Origin of the sequence: Enterobacter chengduensis, assembly GCF_001984825.2 — a bacterium.
Lineage (GTDB): Bacteria > Pseudomonadota > Gammaproteobacteria > Enterobacterales > Enterobacteriaceae > Enterobacter > Enterobacter chengduensis.
The window spans coordinates 1,934,547-1,951,648 of record NZ_CP043318.1; the positions used below are offsets into that span (position 1 = coordinate 1,934,547).

General features: G+C 51.9%; 16 protein-coding genes, 2 tRNA genes and 2 other RNA genes. 6 read left to right on the top strand and 14 right to left on the bottom strand.

The window, feature by feature from the left end:
• The first annotated feature begins 19 nt into the window (after positions 1-19).
• The 3 genes from efeO (at position 20) to phoH (ending at position 3,724) form a co-directional block, all read left to right on the top strand.
• The gene (gene efeO / locus FY206_RS09460; RefSeq protein ID WP_032639546.1) at positions 20-1,147 is read left to right on the top strand and encodes an iron uptake system protein EfeO; all 1,128 of its coding nucleotides are present in this window, start codon (positions 20-22) and stop codon (positions 1,145-1,147) included.
• Positions 1,148-1,152: 5 nt separating this feature from the next.
• Positions 1,153-2,436, top strand: coding sequence for an iron uptake transporter deferrochelatase/peroxidase subunit (efeB, locus tag FY206_RS09465; protein ID WP_032639548.1), 1,284 nt, complete (start codon positions 1,153-1,155; stop codon positions 2,434-2,436).
• 499 nt (positions 2,437-2,935) lie between these two features.
• Positions 2,936-3,724 carry a phosphate starvation-inducible protein PhoH gene (gene phoH, locus FY206_RS09470; RefSeq protein ID WP_024908976.1) on the top strand — a complete coding sequence of 263 codons (789 nt, stop codon included), beginning with the start codon at positions 2,936-2,938 and terminating at the stop codon, positions 3,722-3,724.
• 53 nt (positions 3,725-3,777) lie between these two features.
• Here phoH and FY206_RS09475 read toward each other — a convergent pair whose 3' ends face one another.
• The 12 genes from FY206_RS09475 to FY206_RS09530 form a co-directional block, all read right to left on the bottom strand.
• Positions 3,778-5,046, bottom strand: a complete 1,269-nt coding sequence (locus FY206_RS09475) for an ATP-grasp domain-containing protein (protein ID WP_032639550.1) — start codon at positions 5,044-5,046, stop codon at positions 3,778-3,780.
• Positions 5,047-5,069: 23 nt separating this feature from the next.
• Positions 5,070-6,098 carry an iron-sulfur cluster-binding domain-containing protein gene (locus FY206_RS09480; RefSeq protein ID WP_032639552.1) on the bottom strand — a complete coding sequence of 343 codons (1,029 nt, stop codon included), beginning with the start codon at positions 6,096-6,098 and terminating at the stop codon, positions 5,070-5,072.
• Positions 6,099-6,115: 17 nt separating this feature from the next.
• The gene (locus FY206_RS09485) at positions 6,116-7,021 is read right to left on the bottom strand and encodes a diiron oxygenase (RefSeq protein ID WP_032639554.1); all 906 of its coding nucleotides are present in this window, start codon (positions 7,019-7,021) and stop codon (positions 6,116-6,118) included.
• Positions 7,022-7,052: 31 nt separating this feature from the next.
• The gene (locus FY206_RS09490) at positions 7,053-8,240 is read right to left on the bottom strand and encodes an MFS transporter (protein WP_235007392.1); all 1,188 of its coding nucleotides are present in this window, start codon (positions 8,238-8,240) and stop codon (positions 7,053-7,055) included.
• Positions 8,237-8,803, bottom strand: a complete 567-nt coding sequence (locus FY206_RS09495) for an RBBP9/YdeN family alpha/beta hydrolase (RefSeq protein ID WP_032639558.1) — start codon at positions 8,801-8,803, stop codon at positions 8,237-8,239. The genes FY206_RS09490 and FY206_RS09495 overlap by 4 nt, the downstream gene beginning before the upstream one ends.
• A gap of 12 nt (positions 8,804-8,815) precedes the next feature.
• A complete protein-coding gene (locus tag FY206_RS09500; protein WP_032639560.1) occupies positions 8,816-9,595 on the bottom strand; it encodes an arylamine N-acetyltransferase family protein in 780 nt (259 codons plus the stop codon).
• 114 nt (positions 9,596-9,709) lie between these two features.
• Positions 9,710-10,732, bottom strand: a complete 1,023-nt coding sequence (locus FY206_RS09505; protein WP_032639561.1) for an iron-containing redox enzyme family protein — start codon at positions 10,730-10,732, stop codon at positions 9,710-9,712.
• Positions 10,733-10,947: 215 nt separating this feature from the next.
• A complete protein-coding gene (locus tag FY206_RS09510; RefSeq protein WP_032639563.1) occupies positions 10,948-11,523 on the bottom strand; it encodes a TetR/AcrR family transcriptional regulator in 576 nt (191 codons plus the stop codon).
• A 193-nt stretch (positions 11,524-11,716) separates the two neighbouring features.
• Positions 11,717-11,852: non-coding RNA, RtT sRNA (locus FY206_RS09515), on the bottom strand.
• Between the two features lie 46 nt (positions 11,853-11,898).
• Positions 11,899-11,986: transfer RNA gene (locus FY206_RS09520), tRNA-Ser, on the bottom strand.
• Positions 11,987-12,123: 137 nt separating this feature from the next.
• On the bottom strand, positions 12,124-12,801 hold the full coding sequence (locus FY206_RS09525) for an isochorismatase family protein (RefSeq protein WP_032639565.1): 678 nt from the start codon (positions 12,799-12,801) through the stop codon (positions 12,124-12,126).
• A gap of 20 nt (positions 12,802-12,821) precedes the next feature.
• Positions 12,822-13,682 (bottom strand): pirin family protein, encoded by an 861-nt coding sequence (locus FY206_RS09530; protein WP_032639567.1) that lies wholly within the window; start codon positions 13,680-13,682, stop codon positions 12,822-12,824.
• Positions 13,683-13,791: 109 nt separating this feature from the next.
• On the opposite strand from FY206_RS09530, the gene FY206_RS09535 reads away from it, so the two are divergent.
• Positions 13,792-14,697 carry a LysR family transcriptional regulator gene (locus tag FY206_RS09535; protein ID WP_032639569.1) on the top strand — a complete coding sequence of 302 codons (906 nt, stop codon included), beginning with the start codon at positions 13,792-13,794 and terminating at the stop codon, positions 14,695-14,697.
• Between the two features lie 134 nt (positions 14,698-14,831).
• Here FY206_RS09535 and FY206_RS09540 read toward each other — a convergent pair.
• Together FY206_RS09540 and FY206_RS09545 are read right to left on the bottom strand one after the other, a co-directional pair.
• A non-coding RNA gene (locus tag FY206_RS09540) (RtT sRNA) lies at positions 14,832-14,969 on the bottom strand.
• 44 nt (positions 14,970-15,013) lie between these two features.
• A tRNA-Ser gene (locus FY206_RS09545) sits at positions 15,014-15,101 on the bottom strand.
• A gap of 232 nt (positions 15,102-15,333) precedes the next feature.
• Between FY206_RS09545 and ghrA the strand changes: the two genes are divergently transcribed.
• A complete protein-coding gene (ghrA, locus tag FY206_RS09550) occupies positions 15,334-16,272 on the top strand; it encodes a glyoxylate/hydroxypyruvate reductase GhrA (protein ID WP_032639571.1) in 939 nt (312 codons plus the stop codon).
• Between the two features lie 84 nt (positions 16,273-16,356).
• Positions 16,357-17,094, top strand: coding sequence for a phosphatase (locus FY206_RS09555; RefSeq protein WP_032639573.1), 738 nt, complete (start codon positions 16,357-16,359; stop codon positions 17,092-17,094).
• The last annotated feature ends 8 nt before the right edge of the window (positions 17,095-17,102 follow it).

Genomic DNA, 17,102 nt, shown 5'->3' on the forward strand with positions numbered 1-17,102 from the left:
ACTTTTAAAGGGAAGAGTCATGGCAATTCAGTTCCGTCGTAGTGCGTTATGCGCAGGCATTGCCGCGCTGTTCGCTTCCGCATTCTCCGCCTGGGGCGCGGATGTTCCACAGGTTAAGGTCACCGTTAACGACAAGCAGTGTGAGCCGATGACCCTCACGGTGAACAGCGGCAAAACCCAGTTCATTATTCAGAACCACAGCCAGAAGGCGCTGGAGTGGGAGATCCTGAAAGGGGTGCTGGTCGTCGAAGAGCGCGAAAACATCGCCCCTGGCTTCAGCCAGAAGATGACCGCCAACCTGCAGCCGGGCGAGTATGAGATGACCTGCGGCCTGCTGACCAATCCTAAGGGTAAGCTGATCGTCAAAGGTGAAGCGACGGCCGATGCGGCGAAAGGCGCTGCGGTGCTGAGCCTGGGCGACGCGATTACCGCCTATAAGGCATACGTTACCCAAGAGACGGCGGATCTGGTGGCGGGCACCAAAGCCTTTACCGATGCGGTGAAGGCCGGGGATATCGAAAAGGCGAAATCCCTCTACGCGCCAACCCGTCAGCACTACGAGCGCATCGAGCCGATTGCCGAGCTATTCTCTGACCTTGACGGCAGCATTGACGCCCGCGAAGACGACTACGAGCAGAAGGCCGCCGATCCGAAATTCACCGGCTTCCACCGTCTGGAAAAAGCCCTGTTTGGCGACGGCTCCACCAAAGGGATGGAGAAATACGCCGAGCAGCTGAACGGCGACGTGCTGGAGCTGCAAAAGCGCATCAGCGAGCTGGCCTTCCCGCCGTCAAAAGTGGTGGGCGGCGCGGCCGGTCTGATTGAAGAAGTGGCCGCGAGTAAAATCAGCGGTGAAGAGGATCGCTACAGCCACACCGATCTGTGGGACTTCCAGGCCAACGTCGACGGCGCGCAGAAAATTGTCGAACTGCTGCGCCCTCAGCTGCAGAAAGAGAACGGCGAACTGCTGGCCAAGGTGGACGCCAACTTCAAAAAAGTCGATACCATTCTGGCGAAGTACCGCACCAAAGACGGGTTTGAAACTTACGATAAGCTGACCGACGCGGACCGTAACGCGCTGAAAGGCCCGATTACCGCCCTGGCGGAAGATCTCTCCCTGCTGCGCGGCGTACTGGGTCTGGACTAAGCACGATGAACAAGAATGGCAAGTTCGACGAGGTAGAACCTTCCCGTCGTCGGTTGTTAAAAGGGGTAGGGGCGCTGGGCGGCGCGCTTGCCCTTGCAGGCGGCTGCCCGGTGGCGCATGCGGCGAAACCGCAAAGCGCGCCCGGCACGCTGTCACCCAATGCCCGCATGGAGACGCAGCCGTTCTACGGCGATCATCAGTCGGGTATTCTGACGCCGCAGCAGGCGTCGATGATGCTGGTGGCCTTTGATTCGCTGGCCAGCGATAAGGCCGATCTGCAACGCCTGTTCCGCCTGCTGACGACGCGCATCGCGTTTCTTACCGTCGGCGGGCCGGCACCGGATACGCCGAACCCGCGCCTGCCGCCGATGGACTCCGGCATTCTGGGGCCGTTTATCGCCCCGGATAACCTGACCATTACCGTGTCGCTGGGGGAATCGCTGTTTGATGCGCGCTACGGGCTGGCAAAGCAGAAGCCGAAAGCGCTGCAAAAAATGACGCGCTTCCCGAATGATTCTCTCGACGCGGCGCTGTGCCACGGCGACCTGCTTCTGCAGATTTGCGCCAATACCCAGGATACGGTGATCCACGCCCTGCGCGACATCATCAAGCACACGCCGGATCTGCTCAGCGTGCGCTGGAAGCGGGAAGGGTTTATCTCTGACCACGCTGCGCGCAGTAAAGGGAAAGAGACGCCGGTGAACCTGCTGGGCTTTAAGGACGGTACGGCCAACCCGGACAGCCACGACGGTGCGCTTATGAAGGAGGTGGTGTGGGTCACTGCCGACCAGGGCGAACCGGCATGGGCGGTGGGGGGCAGCTATCAGGCGGTGCGGATTATCCAGTTCCACGTGGAGTTCTGGGACCGCACGCCGCTCAAAGAGCAGCAGACCATTTTTGGCCGCGACAAGCAGAGCGGGGCACCGCTCGGCATGAAGAACGAGCATGACGTGCCCGACTACGCCAGCGATCCCAATGGCGACACCATCGCGCTGGACAGCCATATTCGTCTGGCTAATCCGCGCACCAAAGAGACGCAGTCCAGCCTGATGATGCGTCGGGGATACAGCTACTCGCTCGGCGTGACCAACTCCGGCCAGCTCGATATGGGGCTGCTGTTCGTCTGCTATCAGCACGATCTGGAAAAAGGCTTCCTGACCGTGCAGAAGCGGCTCAACGGCGAAGCGCTGGAAGAGTACATAAAGCCTATCGGCGGCGGCTATTTCTTTGCCCTGCCGGGCGTGCGCGACAGCAGCGCGTATCTGGCTCAGGGTCTTATTGAAGCCTGATAATCGTCCCCGCAATCGTTCGCGGGGACATTATTTTTTCCTATGACTATCTTGTTGTTATATTTCTGTAATATTCCTATATGAGACTGAATTCGCTGCAGGAGCAGTCTTAAAAGTTGCATCAAGGTAAAATAAATGTTGCATTTATGATAACTCCTGATGTACTTAAGATAAGACAGCGGTAGTTCCCGGCAGTGATGCTGAATCACTATGGAGATCGCGTATGGTTGCGTCCTGTACTGGACAAGGTAAACATAACAACCGCAGCACCCGGCGCGGAGGCTCAGACTCCGGCAGCGATTTCCTCACCACTCAATTTTCCCCCCTCCCTCAAGAATCTGATTCGACCGACGTGCTGAACGGTGCGCGTAGCTGTTCCGTATCGTCATCCGATAGTGCAAGCAATGGCTTACAAGGAAGCCAACCCTCTGATGTTCGTGCGCATAATCGCGCCAACGCTGGCGCGTGTGATGAATACCAACAACTCAAGGTGCTATCCATGGGAAGACAAAAAGCAGTGATCAAAGCTCGTCGCGAAGCAAAACGTGTGCTGAGACGGGATTCACGTAGCCATAAACAGCGTGAAGAAGAATCGGTCACCTCGCTTGTGCAGATGAGTGGCGTAGAAGCAATTGGCATGGCCCGAGACAGCCGTGATAATTCTCCAATTGTGGCGCGCAATGAGGCTCAGGCGCACTACCTGAATGCTATCGAGAGTAAACAGCTCATCTTTGCAACCGGTGAAGCCGGATGCGGGAAAACCTGGATCAGTGCGGCCAAAGCGGCGGAAGCGCTGATTCATAAGGACGTGGAGCGCATTATTGTTACCCGTCCGGTACTGCAGGCGGATGAAGATCTCGGCTTCCTGCCCGGCGATATTTCGGAGAAGTTTGCCCCGTACTTCAGGCCCGTCTATGACGTGCTGGTGAAGCGGCTGGGCGCATCCTTCATGCAGTACTGCCTGCGACCAGAGATTGGCAAGGTGGAAATCGCGCCGTTCGCCTACATGCGCGGACGTACATTTGAAAATGCGGTCGTCATTCTTGACGAGGCTCAGAACGTGACCGCTGCGCAAATGAAGATGTTTTTAACGCGCCTCGGGGAAAACGTGACGGTTATTGTTAACGGCGACATCACCCAGTGCGACCTGCCGTCCGGCGTGAAGTCCGGGCTGAGCGACGCCATGTCACGTTTTGAGGAAGATGAGATGATTGGTGTGGTACGCTTCACGAAAGAGGACTGCGTGCGCTCGGCGCTGTGTCAGCGGACGCTGCAAGCCTACTATTAAGTGTGCAGACGTGCGTAAGGCCCGGGAGACCGGGCCTTACGCTTTTGACGCAGTTACGCTGGAAGATAATCGCCTTCTAGCGCCATGAGCATGCCTGTTTCTTCCATCCCCGTGATTGCCTTAGCATCACGTTCCAGCTGAGCCCGATCGGAATGAAACAAGACAACCCTACCGTAGGAGGTGACTAAGTCGACCGTCTTTTCCAGATAATCGCCCGCGTTGTATTTGCATACCGTAAAGCCATAACTTTCTAGCGAATTACAACGAGATTCGATCTCCACTGACTTAACGGTCCCGGCATGCTTAGAGGTAAGAAAATACTCTGCAGCGTACTGCTTTAACACCGGTTGAAGCGCTGTTTTATCGGCGAATTCGCGCGGCGAGATCCGCACGAGCAGACTTAAATCGATCAGAGAGTGAGAATTACAGGCTTCAACGAGACGTGGACCCAGCCCGCCATGCATTCGTGCTCCTGACTCAACCAAAACTGGCCCCTTGTCAGAGAGGATTACCTCGTTGTGGGACGTACCATGACGAATGCCGAGTGAAGTCAATACCGTTTTGACATAGCTAACAAGTTCTGGGTGAGCATCAACCGGTTCAGCGATCATTTGTTGATAGATAGGAACCCCGTTGATTTCGTGTTTAATATATTTAAACAGGTTAACAATAAAATGTTCGCCCTGGCTGCTCACCGCGTCCACAACATATTCAGTACCGTCAATTCTCTGCTCGATCAGCAGTTCCGCATTTTTATTTCCTGAATAATCGCGCGTGTCGATCAGCGCATGGAATGCTTTTTTAACGTCTGAGATAGTTTTGCAGAAGAAAACGCCTTCCGTACCAAAAGAACAGACGGGTTTAACCACATATTCATCAAATGGGTGAGTTGCACACCATTGCAGGATCTCATCCAGACTACCGGATTTATGGTGCGGAATATAGCGGATGCCGTCCTGCATGAGTTGTCGCTGCATCAGATATTTATCGCGTCGTGCAAGACTCTTTTCCGGTACGTTAGGTAAAAGATTCCAGTGGCTGCACAGTTTGTCGAAAACCGCGACACCCGGCTCTGAGCCACAGACGATAAAGTCTGGCGCATGACCGAGAGCCCGCTCAATGAGCTGAACGGTTTCCTCGAAATCACGACTGTAAAAGACCTTGCTATAATCTTCCTGACGAAATGTTGCCATCACCGCAGAGGGAAGTTGATTATTGGTAATCAGCGCAATGACATTGTATCCGTAGAGTGTTTTTATGCGGTTGGCATAGGCTGCGCCACTGGAAAAAGGGTCAACAACCAGAACTGTTTTATTCTGCATTTTATATCCTTGGCTTAATGAATTCAGAGAGTCTCAATAACAATATCTTTCTCGGAGTAAGAGCAGCAGGCGAGATGAATATTTTCCTGGTGGTCTTTTGTCGACAAACAGAAATCGGGAACAGTTTGTACTTCGCCGCCGATCAGACGGAATTTACAGCTGCCGCATATTCCTGAACGACACATATTCCTGATGGGAATGCCGTGCTGCATAAGGTTCTCAAGAACCGTTGCGCCCGCCGTTACGTTGATTTCCCGGCCCATGTTTTGCACAGTGAGGCGAGCGGGGGAAATCACCGGTTCGCTGTCACTTAGCTTCAACGCTGGTGCGCTGCTAAATGCTTCAACGGCGATGGTTGTCTTCGGAAAGTGTTGCTGGAGCGCGGTCATCATCGTTTGTGCAAAACCGACGCTACCACAGATTATGGCGATATCAGGAATAACGCCTTTCACGTCCCGACCCACCTCAATGCGGCCTGAATTAATAAATTCGCTGTGCCTGATCGGCGAGGCGCGGGTGACGTTTATCCGTAGCGTGAACCAGTTGCTGCGCAGATGAAGATCGAGCAACTCATTAAGGCAGGGCATGGACTTCAGATCTGTACAGCTTAATTGTAATACAACATTTTTTTGAGCTACGGTGTATCCATAATGTCTGAAGCTTTCACGTAGTAATGCGAGAGGCAGCGTGATGCCTATACCATTTGCCATCAGTAACACGTTTGTTTTATCACGTAGGGTATTAAACGTTATCTCCCCGCCATGTTCTGTAACCTCTACTTCTTTTTTATTCAGCAACAGTCGGGAAAGCGTTGCAGATGCATGCCCCTCGCCTTTATCTTCAATAATAACGTCATAGTATTCTCCTTTTTCACTGTTCACTACCGTATAACAGCGATGAAAAGAAGCACCAGATGTATCCCTGAAAAGGAAGTTTAAGTATTGTCCGGGATAAATATCTTTTTCCCGGGACACGTCTTTATCAACGGGGATCAGCCTGAACATTCTGATACGTTGCGTTAAAAATGTTGATTCAGCACAAATCAGTTTCATTTTTTCTCACCGTGTCATTACAGACCGATTCGTGAAATGACGGTTTCCGCTGAGTCGAGATAGATATTTATCTCATTACAGCTTTCTGTATCCGCAATAATGTCTCGGGCGTGAGGCATCCCTGCAAGACGGAATGCCGTCTCCCACGCGCCGAGTTCATTATTCGCAAAGAGTTCGGCAGTGCTGAGCATGGTATCTCTGAGATATTTCCGTTCGCTCTGGCCGAGCTCTCTGACAATATCATAGGCAACATAGCTAAAGACGCTTGAGTGGCTCCATTCGTCTTCAGCGTGAATCCGGGTAACCTCATGGCAGATTTTTTGGATACTGTTATCGGTGGCCATCACTTTAAGATAATCGGTTATCAGCGTCTCACTGGCGCAGGCGATAGCGAAGCGGGTAAGGCGTCTTTGCCAGTCTGCATTGCACGCGGCCAGCGTTTTTTGCCGCCAGTCAATAAGGTTAAAATCTCTGTAATTCAGCGGCTCAATCTTGCGTCGGTCGTAGATGTAGTTACTCGCCAGCAATGACATTCGCGTGTGCAGAGCTTCGTCCAACAGCGCTTCAGACATAACGTCCTGCAATAATGCCCGATTCGGAGAATTAACCGGCGGGCACTTAATAATGTCTTCACAGGCGGGAGTGACAATATCGCATTCGATATAGATCGTTTTGAGATTATAAATCCCCCATGCGTAGGACAGACAACGGTCCTTGATATCGTCAGGTGCTTCTCGCCAGGCATCATGCTCTTTGAAGGGCAGCAAAGACATGCTGAAATCTTTTTTATCTGGATCAAATTCGAGTTCAGTATATTCGTAAGGGCCTTTATTAACTGCTGCCCGGTTTTTCCAGAGAGCCGACAGTTTATTGAGCATTAGCGCAACATTCTGACTATCGGGCACGGCAAAATCAGCGGTCATAAAATACTCCGATTAATGACAAGTGATAATATTAGCTTTCGTGTTTTACACGTATCAGGCTCATGAAGAGGGCGCCGGTGAGGGCCAGCATCGCTGAAATCATCAGCGTCTGCTCCCAGTGACCTTTATCCAGCAGATCGCCGTATAAAATGGCTGACAACGCACTGCCTAAATAAAAAGAGAGCTGACGAATACTTGTTGATAACAGCGTTCTTTCTTTCGCGAAGCCGGTTATCGCAAGCGTATCCAGGAGGGGCATCAGGCAGTAATTAAGAAGAAGTCGCAGGAAATAGAGTACAATAAAAATAAAAACGGGAACATGCAAAGACTGAGAGTACAGACAACCAGCCGTTAATATTCCTGCAATAATAATCGTGGGCTTTAGTGAAAATCGCTTGACCAGTAAAGGGGCAAACAGGGCACCGATGATACTGACAATTTTGTCTCCACCCATTATTAATGAAATTTCGCTGATATTCATGCTGTACGCAAGATTAAATACGATATTCACGAACCGAAAGATGAGCGTAATGGATGCGCCAAGCAGTGCTGCAGCGATAAAGAGCACGGCAAAGTTATACCACTCCAGCTCCTTTTTTTCCACCATACGTCGGGTGTCACTTTCAGGTTCAGAGATACCCTGAATCGATTTAATGCGAAAATAGATCATTAGTAAGGAAGCCATAAATGATGCTACAAGAATTCCCTGATAGTGACCTAATGCTTCGCCACTCAAATAGTGAGTAACCGCGCTGACTATAACTGAACCTGTCATCGCCGCACCCAGATAGGCAACAAAAAAGCAGCTGAAAAGCGTAGTTCTGCTTTCAGGGTTAATATTCGATCCCATCAGAGAATTCCCGAGTGACAGAAGGGCAATCATTCCGGAAAGAATAAGCCCTAACGTAATGGCACTTCCCCATACCGAGGTGAGAACGGGTAGCAGAATAAAAGGTAGGCTGTAAATAAAAGCGGAAATCAGCAGTAAACGCTTTTGAGAAACACGCCTGCTGATGTAAATCAGCGGAATCACCGCGGCGGCCATCATTGCCATGGCGATGGCATAGATATGACCTGTCGCCGCTTTATCTACGCCTCGCGCGTCGAGATAAAAGTTATAAACGGCGTCGAACATACCATTACTGAGTCCCATTAGAAAGGTAGCAATCAAAAAATTGCGCGCCGCGGAACTGAATTTTTTTATATCAGCGAACATCATACTTCCCTTTTTGCAACGTCAATGAATAAAGCGCCGGTGAATGTCTCAAATAAACGTTCCCCCTCTGACCATTGCCCGTATCCCGCAGCGGTATGCAGATGACCTGCTCCCGGAATCATGCGGGTTTCGCATCCCCACTGCCGTGCGAGAACGCGCGCGCGATCTTCACTGAGGTGTTCATCGTTATCGCTGTGTATTAGCAGGGAGCGAATTCCCAGCGATGTTGAAGGCAGAGGACGCTGCTGTTTTAAAGGTTCTAACGCGGTTTCTGCGTCTACGTCTGCCGGTGCCACGAGGATTAGCGCCCGTACTTTATTACTGGCACAAGACGTAGCCCACTGGGCAACGGTAACCGCACCGCAGCTATGTCCGAGCAATACGATATCGCCTTCGGTTTCGGCGATGGTGCGGTCAAGCCTGGCAATCCATTCGGATCGTGAAGGATTATTCCAGTCGTCCTGCTGGACGCGAACAGCGTTGCTGTATTTACGCTCTATCCAGCTCTGCCAGTGCTCGGGCCCTGAGTTTGTGTAGCCCGGAACGAGGAGGTAGGTGGTTTTCATGGGTGTTTCGCCTTAAGAGAGTTGTTCTGATGGAATACTGAGTCCGAATCGTGAGAAGAGAAGCTCCGCCAGTTTTTCTTTATTTGTTATCTCCTCAGAGAGGGACGTCACCCCCTTTACTTCGGTGAACACATTATTGCGCAGGCTTATTCTGCCCTGCGGTGTAGGCAAGCTCGCCACCTTATTTGTGTTAAGAAGGCTTTCGGGATGATGTAGGGTATAAAAGTGAGCCATTTGGATATCAGGTTCCAGCGCGTCCGTATCGTGGAAAGCGTAGATTGCCTCCCAGACGGCATCGGGTTTACTCATCTCTTTTACAGAAACTACCCAGCCATAGACCGGATGGCGGTTTACTCTGGTTGAGAGGAAGGCGTGGTGATGGGTGTAATCTTCAGAAAGCAAAATCGGTGCCCGTGGCCCTTTAGCGCCAAAACCGATATCGAAAATCCACTGTTGGTTATTAAGGGTTACAATAAAAAACTGGTGTGTGGCAGGCGTGGTATGGGGGATGAGTACTCTGGCTAAACGTTTACGAAAAACAATACCCGCATGTTTAAACAGCGCTTCCAGCAATAGTGCAAATTCAAAGCAGATTCCACCCCTGTGATTGACCATTATGTTGCTGGCAATCTCATCATAAGAGAGTTTTTTCACAGCATTTTCTTTCATTCCAAAATTTTCAAAGGGAATAGAATAAAAATGCGCATTATGCAGTTGGGTGAGAAAATCAATATCTGCGGTCGGCGCTATAGTGAGTTTTAGTTTCTTAAGATAAACATCAAGATACTTCATAAATCCACCATCAAATAATCAACAGCACAATTTTATTTATGACAAGGAGAGATAGTTCCCACGAGAGGAACTATCTTCGGTATTAATTGTAAATAAGGTAATTCTGTGTTGCGGTTACTGAGTTATTGTATCCAGCAGCCCATCGTAATAATCTGCGCAAGACTGCAGGCGAAGTATCGCGCCAGAAATAATATCATTCGCCGCTTCCGGTTTTTTCATTAACAATGGCTTAATAACGTTGTTTAGCCACCCGTCGGCATGGTCAACGTCAATTTCAATATGTTCAGTATAGTAGAGTGCATGTTTTTCATTGATGCCCAGACGCTTAATACCTCTGACAAGCTTTGTATATTGTGGAGGATCGAGTAGCTCTGTGACGGCCATCGCGCCGATTGATTTATAATAATGCTGACGATTGGTCGCTCCCAACATAAACACATTATAACCTGTATATCCTTGCCAGGTATAAAGATTGGTAAATCGATCGTCTGGAAGAGATATATTACGTTGTGTTAACAGATGTTCATATAAACCGACATGTGTCCGATTTGGATCGCCATTGCCAGACTCATCCCAGAGGTTTTTACAAATTTCTGCTCTTGTTTGCGGTAAAGAACCCGGGAGCATTAGCGCAACAAGGTCAAAAAACAGAATATTTAACGCACTGTCACTTTTGAAAAAATAATCCATCTGTTCTACGGAAGCCGTAGATTCAAGAAAATCAAAAATCGGATGGCAGGAAGCGCGATGAGACTGGCAGAGCTCAATAAGCTGGTGTGAGAGGTTTTCACCTTTGCCGATCGTTATTTTGGGCACCCGGCTCATTTCATAAGACAGCCAGTGCGTTTGAATTTCTTGTTTTAATGCCAGCAGCAGTGGATGATATTGGTTTCCAGCCGCAGCGGACTGCGGTTCTGCAAGAGAGAGATTATTAAGTATAAAAAGCGCATGTTGAAGTTCTTTGCGCGCGAGCAGATTACCTTCGGAATATGCCTGGCCTGAGAGCGCACGGCAGGTATCCAGGATTTGCTCTTCTGTAATGCCTTGCTGCTGTAAAAGATCGGCGGGATTAGGAGTATTCGCCAACTGAAGAACGACTTCGTTTAAGGGCGCGTCGAAACGCCTGCTATTGCTCATGGTGTGTTTGAACCTGCTATGTGAGATACAGGCAAAAGCTATCACATCTAAAACTATACGCAACAGTAAAGTTGTTATAATGTTAAAAAATTAAAGAATATAGTTATATATTATTGATTTTGAAGGGTTTTTATCTTGTGCTGTGTGTTGTTGTTTTTTAACATTAATAAAGTGACGCAATAACTATACTCATCGGTCTACTTGCGGGAAGTCTCTTAAAAGACCTTGCTCTCAGCAAGGATTAGCGATTTTGCAGCAATCCATGCCAGATCGATAGCCTGATACTCGCGGGTCATTGAGGGGCTGAGGGAGGCAATAATTGCGCCATCAATCAGAATCATGATCGTTAGCGCGAGACGCTCCGCTGGCTCTGGCTCTATCGCTTCTTTAAGCACATCCGTTATGGTTTGGACCAAATCGGTTTTCAGTTCATCGTTAATCTGCAAAATAAGCGGGGAGGTGGCCCCCAGTTCTGTTACAGCACGTGAAAACATACATCCGTTAAAATCGGGACCGGCTATCCAGGAGGCATAATAATCAAAGATGCCTTTCAGCTTCAGGCGAGGTGTGGCGGCAGTAGAGATTATCTGCGCAATTTCGCTTAAGAAAACCGTTTTTCGAATGCTGAGAACTTCCGTTATTAATGACTCTTTGTCCGGGAAGTATTTATAAAAAGTCATTTTTGAAACATCGCCCGCCTGAGCAATTTTTTCTATGCTCGGGCTGACATAACCGGATTCGTTGAAAATGTTATTCGCTGCACTGATTATTTTCATTTTTGTATTACGCATAAATTTTTCTCTGAATCCAGTAAAAATCCGACTTATTATAGGGTTATTTAAGGTGAATTATACACGCTATATCAAATGTCGAACAATTTCTTTACATTTTATGCCTCTAACCGTTAACGCTGGGTTCCCCTTCGTGGTTGTAAGAATATATAAGAAAAAAGCCCGCATTTTCATGCGAGCTCTTCTTCAAATATGGCGGTGAGGGGGGGATTGACTCGCTTCGCTCGCCCTGCGGGCAGCCTGTTCGCTTCGCTCTCAGTCTGTCCAACTGGCTGCGCCAATTGTCGAACCCCGGTCGGGGGTTCTCATCCCCCCTGCATGTGTGCAACATACGAAAAAAAAGCCCGCATTTTCATGCGAGCTCTTCTTCAAATATGGCGGTGAGGGGGGGATTCGAACCCCCGATACGTTGCCGTATACACACTTTCCAGGCGTGCTCCTTCAGCCACTCGGACACCTCACCATATTGTTTTGCTGCCTGACTGCTTGGGGGGCAACGGGGCGCTACTATAGGGAGTTGCGCTAAAACGGTCAAGCAGATTTTCTGTATTCGTGTGCGTTCGGTTAAGCCTTAATCAGCTCATGCCGCAGTACGGGTTATTAGCGCTTTGAATCGAGCACTTCGCTGTTTTTAACCACTTCCTGCGCTTTGCCGTAGCTTTCGATCAGCAGTTGGTAAGCCGGGAAGATATGGGTATATACCTCAGCCCATTCAGCCGCGTCTTCACGGTTCCAGGTACGCTGGATCTCAGAGGTCACCGCCGCCGTGTCCATCGGGACCACGCCTGCCTGCACGACGCGCGCCAGCGTGATCTCCTGTGCCATTTTGCTGTAGGTACCGGAGGCATCAATCACCGCAAACACCTTATACCCGTCCGCAACCGCGCTGATTGACGGGAAGGCCATGCAGACGCTGGTGATAGTGCCTGCGATAATCAACGTCTTGCGTCCGGTCGCTTTCACCGCCGCCACAAACTCCGGATTATCCCAGGCATTGATCTCACCTTTACGGGCAACGTATTGCGCATGCGGCGCGTTGGCGTGGATCTCCGGGATAAGCGGGCCGTTTGGCCCCTGCGGAACGGACGCGGTGGTGATCACCGGGATCTTTGCCAGAGTCGCGATTTTAGCCAGCGCAGCCGCACGGGCGCGCAGTTCCGGCATGGGCATATCCCCAACGGTCTGGAACAGGCCGCTTTGGTGATCGATGAGCAACATCACCGCATCGTTAACATCGATAACCGGACGCGTGCCGTTAAAATTCGCAGGTGTAGACATGTTCTTCTCCTTTATTACCTTCAGATCTGGCCGAAGCGGCCTGAGTTGAAATCACGAATGGCTTCGTTGATTTCGCTTTTACTGTTCATCACAAACGGGCCATAGCCCACGATGGGTTCATTCAGCGGCTCGCCCGCCATCAGCAGCACTTTTGCGTCGCTGTTCGCCTCCAGGTGCAGCTTGTCGCCTTCCTGGCTCAGTACGACCAGCTGGGCTTCTCCTGCCTGAGCCGTACCGTTCACCGTGATGTTGCCTTCCAGCACGACCAGCGCGGTGCTCCAGCCTTCGGGCTGGTTGAGCGTCAGATGGCTTCCCTGATTAAGCGCGATATCCCAGACGTTCAGCGGCGAGAAGGTGTGCGCCGGGCCGGTAACCTCGTCGTAACGACCGGCAATAACCCGCAGCGTTCCACCGTTGTCAGGCAGCGTCGCCACCGGGATCGCATCCTTCGTTATGCTCTGGTAGCCCGGCACCGCCAGCTTGTCTTTCGCCGGCAGGTTGACCCACAGCTGCATCATTTTCAGCTCGCCGCCTTTCTGCGAGAACCCGGCGGAGTGGAACTCCTCGTGCAAAATGCCTGCGCCTGCGGTCATCCACTGCACGTCGCCGGGGCCAATGATGCCGCCTTTACCGGTGGAGTCGCGATGCTCCACTTCACCGGAATAGACGATGGTGACCGTTTCAAAACCCCGGTGAGGATGCTGGCCTACGCCGCGTTTCGCACCGTCAGCGGGAAAGGTGTACGGGCCCGCGTAGTCCAGCAGCAGGAACGGGCTGAGAGACTCGCCGTGCGTCTGATACGAGAACATTGAACGGACCGGGAAACCGTCTCCCACCCAGTGCTGGCGGGGAGCGGTATAAACGCCGGTAATGTTTTTCATGATTAACTCCTGATGTTCTGTTGATGTAATTAGCTTATATTCAGGTTTAATATCCCGGTAGATAGTGAAAATGGTATTCACTGTTCTAAAAATAGAACGATGAGGATGTATGCAAGATCTCAATGACTTCGTCTGGTTTGTGAAGGTGGTGGACAGCGGTGGCTTTGCGGCGGCGGGAAGGGCGCTCGATCTGCCCAAGTCCAGGCTAAGCCGCCGGATCGCGCAGCTGGAAGAACGCCTTGGCGTGCGGCTCATTCACCGAACAACCCGGCAGTTTACGGTGACCGAGGTCGGGCAGACCTTTTATCAGCACTGCAAAGCGATGATGGTGGAGGCCGAAGCCGCCGAGGAAGCCGTTGCGGCACTGCAGGCCGAACCGCGCGGTGTCGTCAGGATCACGTGCCCGATAACCCTGCTGCATGTCCACGTGGGTCCGATGCTGGCCAGATTTATGGCGCGCTACCCCGGCATCAATCTTCAGCTGGAGGCGACCAACCGGCGGGTCGACCTGGTGGGAGAGGGGGTGGATATCGCGATTCGCGTCCGCCCGCGTCCGTTTGATGACAGCGACCTGGTGTTAAGGGTGCTGGCTGACAGGGGGCATTGTCTGGTGGCCGGGCCGGCGTTACTTCAACGCATGGGAGAACCGGTCGCCCCGTCAGAACTCAGTGCCTGGCCTGGGTTAAGCACGAGCGAGGGTAAACATATCCATAAATGGGAACTCTGTGGCCCCGGCGGCGCCAGAGCGGAAATCCATTACCATCCCCGGCTGATCACCACCGATATGCTCGCGCTGCGTGAAGCTGCCATGGCGGGCATCGGCGTGGTGCAGCTGCCGATTTTAATGGTGAAGGATCAGCTTGCGTCCGGAGAGCTGGTTCGGGTACTTGAGGCATGGGAACCGCGACGGGAAGTGATTCACGCCGTTTATCCGTCAAGGCGCGGTTTGCTGCCGTCCGTCAGAACGCTGGTAGATTTTCTGACCGCAGAGTACGCGAAGATGGTTGAAGAGTAGTTTTTGTAGGTCGGGTAAGCGCAGCGCCACCCGACATATACGGCGCAGGGGAGCTTTAAGATTCTCATCCCCCCTGCATGTGTGCAACATGCGAAAAAAAAGCCCGCATTTTCATGCGAGCTCTTCTTCAAATATGGCGGTGAGGGGGGGATTGACTCGCTTCGCTCGCCCTGCGGGCAGCCTGTTCGCTGCGCTCTCAGTCTGTCCAACTGGCTGTCGCCAGTTGTCGAACCCCGGTCGGGGGTTCTCATCCCCCCCTTTCGGAGAATATAAAAGAAAAAAGCCCGTACTTTCGTACGAGCTCTCATCTTAAATATGGCGGTGAGGGGGGGATTCGAACCCCCGATACGTTGCCGTATACACACTTTCCAGGCGTGCTCCTTCAGCCACTCGGACACCTCACCATATTGTCATCCCGTTGTTGTCGGGACGGGCGCTAATGTAAGGAAAAGCCGAACTCCCGTCAACTCACTTTTTCAGTAATTTAGCGCGTTTAGACAAACTTCAGGCAACATGATTCTTAAATGTGCTGAAAGCGTCTTTTTTATCAGCAACACAGTCGCGCAATAAATTTGATATGCTGACCCTCCAGTGAAAAAGCAAAATAAATCAGCGCAATAAAAGGCAGGAATAACTATGGATATACTTTTCTATCACCCCACGTTCGATACGGCATACTGGATCAAGGCGCTTACGGCGGCATTACCCGGCGCACGCGTTCGCGAGTGGAAGCGTGGCGATAATGAACATGCTGACTATGCGCTGGTCTGGCATCCTCCGGTAGAAATGCTCCAGGGCCGCAAGCTGAAGGCTGTTTTTGCCCTGGGCGCAGGCGTGGATTCCATTCTGAGCAAACTGAAGGCACACCCTGAAATGCTGCCAGAAGAGATCCCCCTTTTCCGCCTGGAAGATACCGGAATGGGCCAGCAAATGCAGGAATATGCCGTGAGCCAGGTGCTGCACTGGTTCCGCCGCTTTGATGACTATCAGGCCTTTAAACAGCAGGCCCACTGGGAGCCGCTCCCGGATTACCGTCGCGAAGACTTTACTATCGGGATCCTCGGTGCAGGCGTGCTGGGCTCAAAAGTGGCTGAAGCACTCGCTCCGTGGGGCTTTCCGCTGCGATGCTGGAGCCGCAGCCGTAAGGACTATCCGGGCGTAGAAAGCTTTGCCGGAACGGATGAACTTCCGGCGTTTCTTAAAGGCACGCGCGTGCTGATCAACCTGCTGCCAAACACGGCGGAAACGGTAGGGATCATCAATGAAGCTCTGCTTAACCAGCTCGTCGACCAAAGCTATCTGATGAACCTGGCGCGTGGGGTGCATCTGGTCGAGTCCGACCTGCTGAAGGCGCTGGATAGCGGAAAGCTGAAAGGCGCGATGCTGGATGTCTATAGCCGCGAGCCGCTGCCCGCGGAAAGCCCGCTGTGGACGCATCCGCGCGTGGCGATGACTCCGCACGTGGCTGCCGTGACGCGTCCGGCAGAGGCGGTGGCGTATATCTCCCATACCATCAGCGAAGTGGAAAAGGGCAACCCGGTCACCGGCCAGGTCGACAGACGGCGCGGCTACTGAGAGAAACCCGGCGTTCGCCGGGTTTTTGCTAATATTCGCCGCTGATAACTGCTATCCTTTGGAAAAACCGCAGAGGAGAGAGAGATGTATCCCGTTGACCTGCATATGCACACCGTCGCCAGCACCCACGCGTATAGCAACCTCCATGATTATATCGCCCAGGCAAAGCTGAAGGGCATTAAGCTTTTCGCTATCACCGATCATGGCCCGGACATGGCGGATGCGCCGCACTACTGGCATTTTGTGAATATGCGTATCTGGCCACGTCTGGTGGACGGCATTGGGATACTGCGCGGCATTGAGGCAAACATCAAAAATACCGACGGTGAGATCGACTGCACCGGCCCGATGCTGACGTCGCTCGACCTTATCCTCGCCGGTTTCCATGAGCCGGTTTTCCCCCCGCAGGATAAAGAGACCAACACCGCGGCGATGATTGCCACCATTGCCAGCGGCAATGTGCACATTATCAGCCATCCAGGTAACCCGAAGTACCCCATTGATATTCAGGCCGTCGCGCAGGCGGCAGCGAAGCACCGCGTGGCGCTCGAGATCAACAACTCCTCCTTCGTTCACTCGCGCAAGGGCAGTGAAGCTAACTGTCGTGAGGTGGCCGCTGCCGTGCGTGATGCCGGCGGCATGGTGGCGCTGGGCTCCGATTCGCATACCGCGTTTACGCTGGGTGATTTCAGCGAGTGCCTTAAGGTGCTGAATGATGTCAACTTCCCGGAAGGGCAAATCCTCAACGTCACCCCACGCCGCATGCTCGATTTCCTCGAGTCGCGCGGCATGGAGCCGATTGACGAATTTGCCAGTCTTTAATTGTGTAA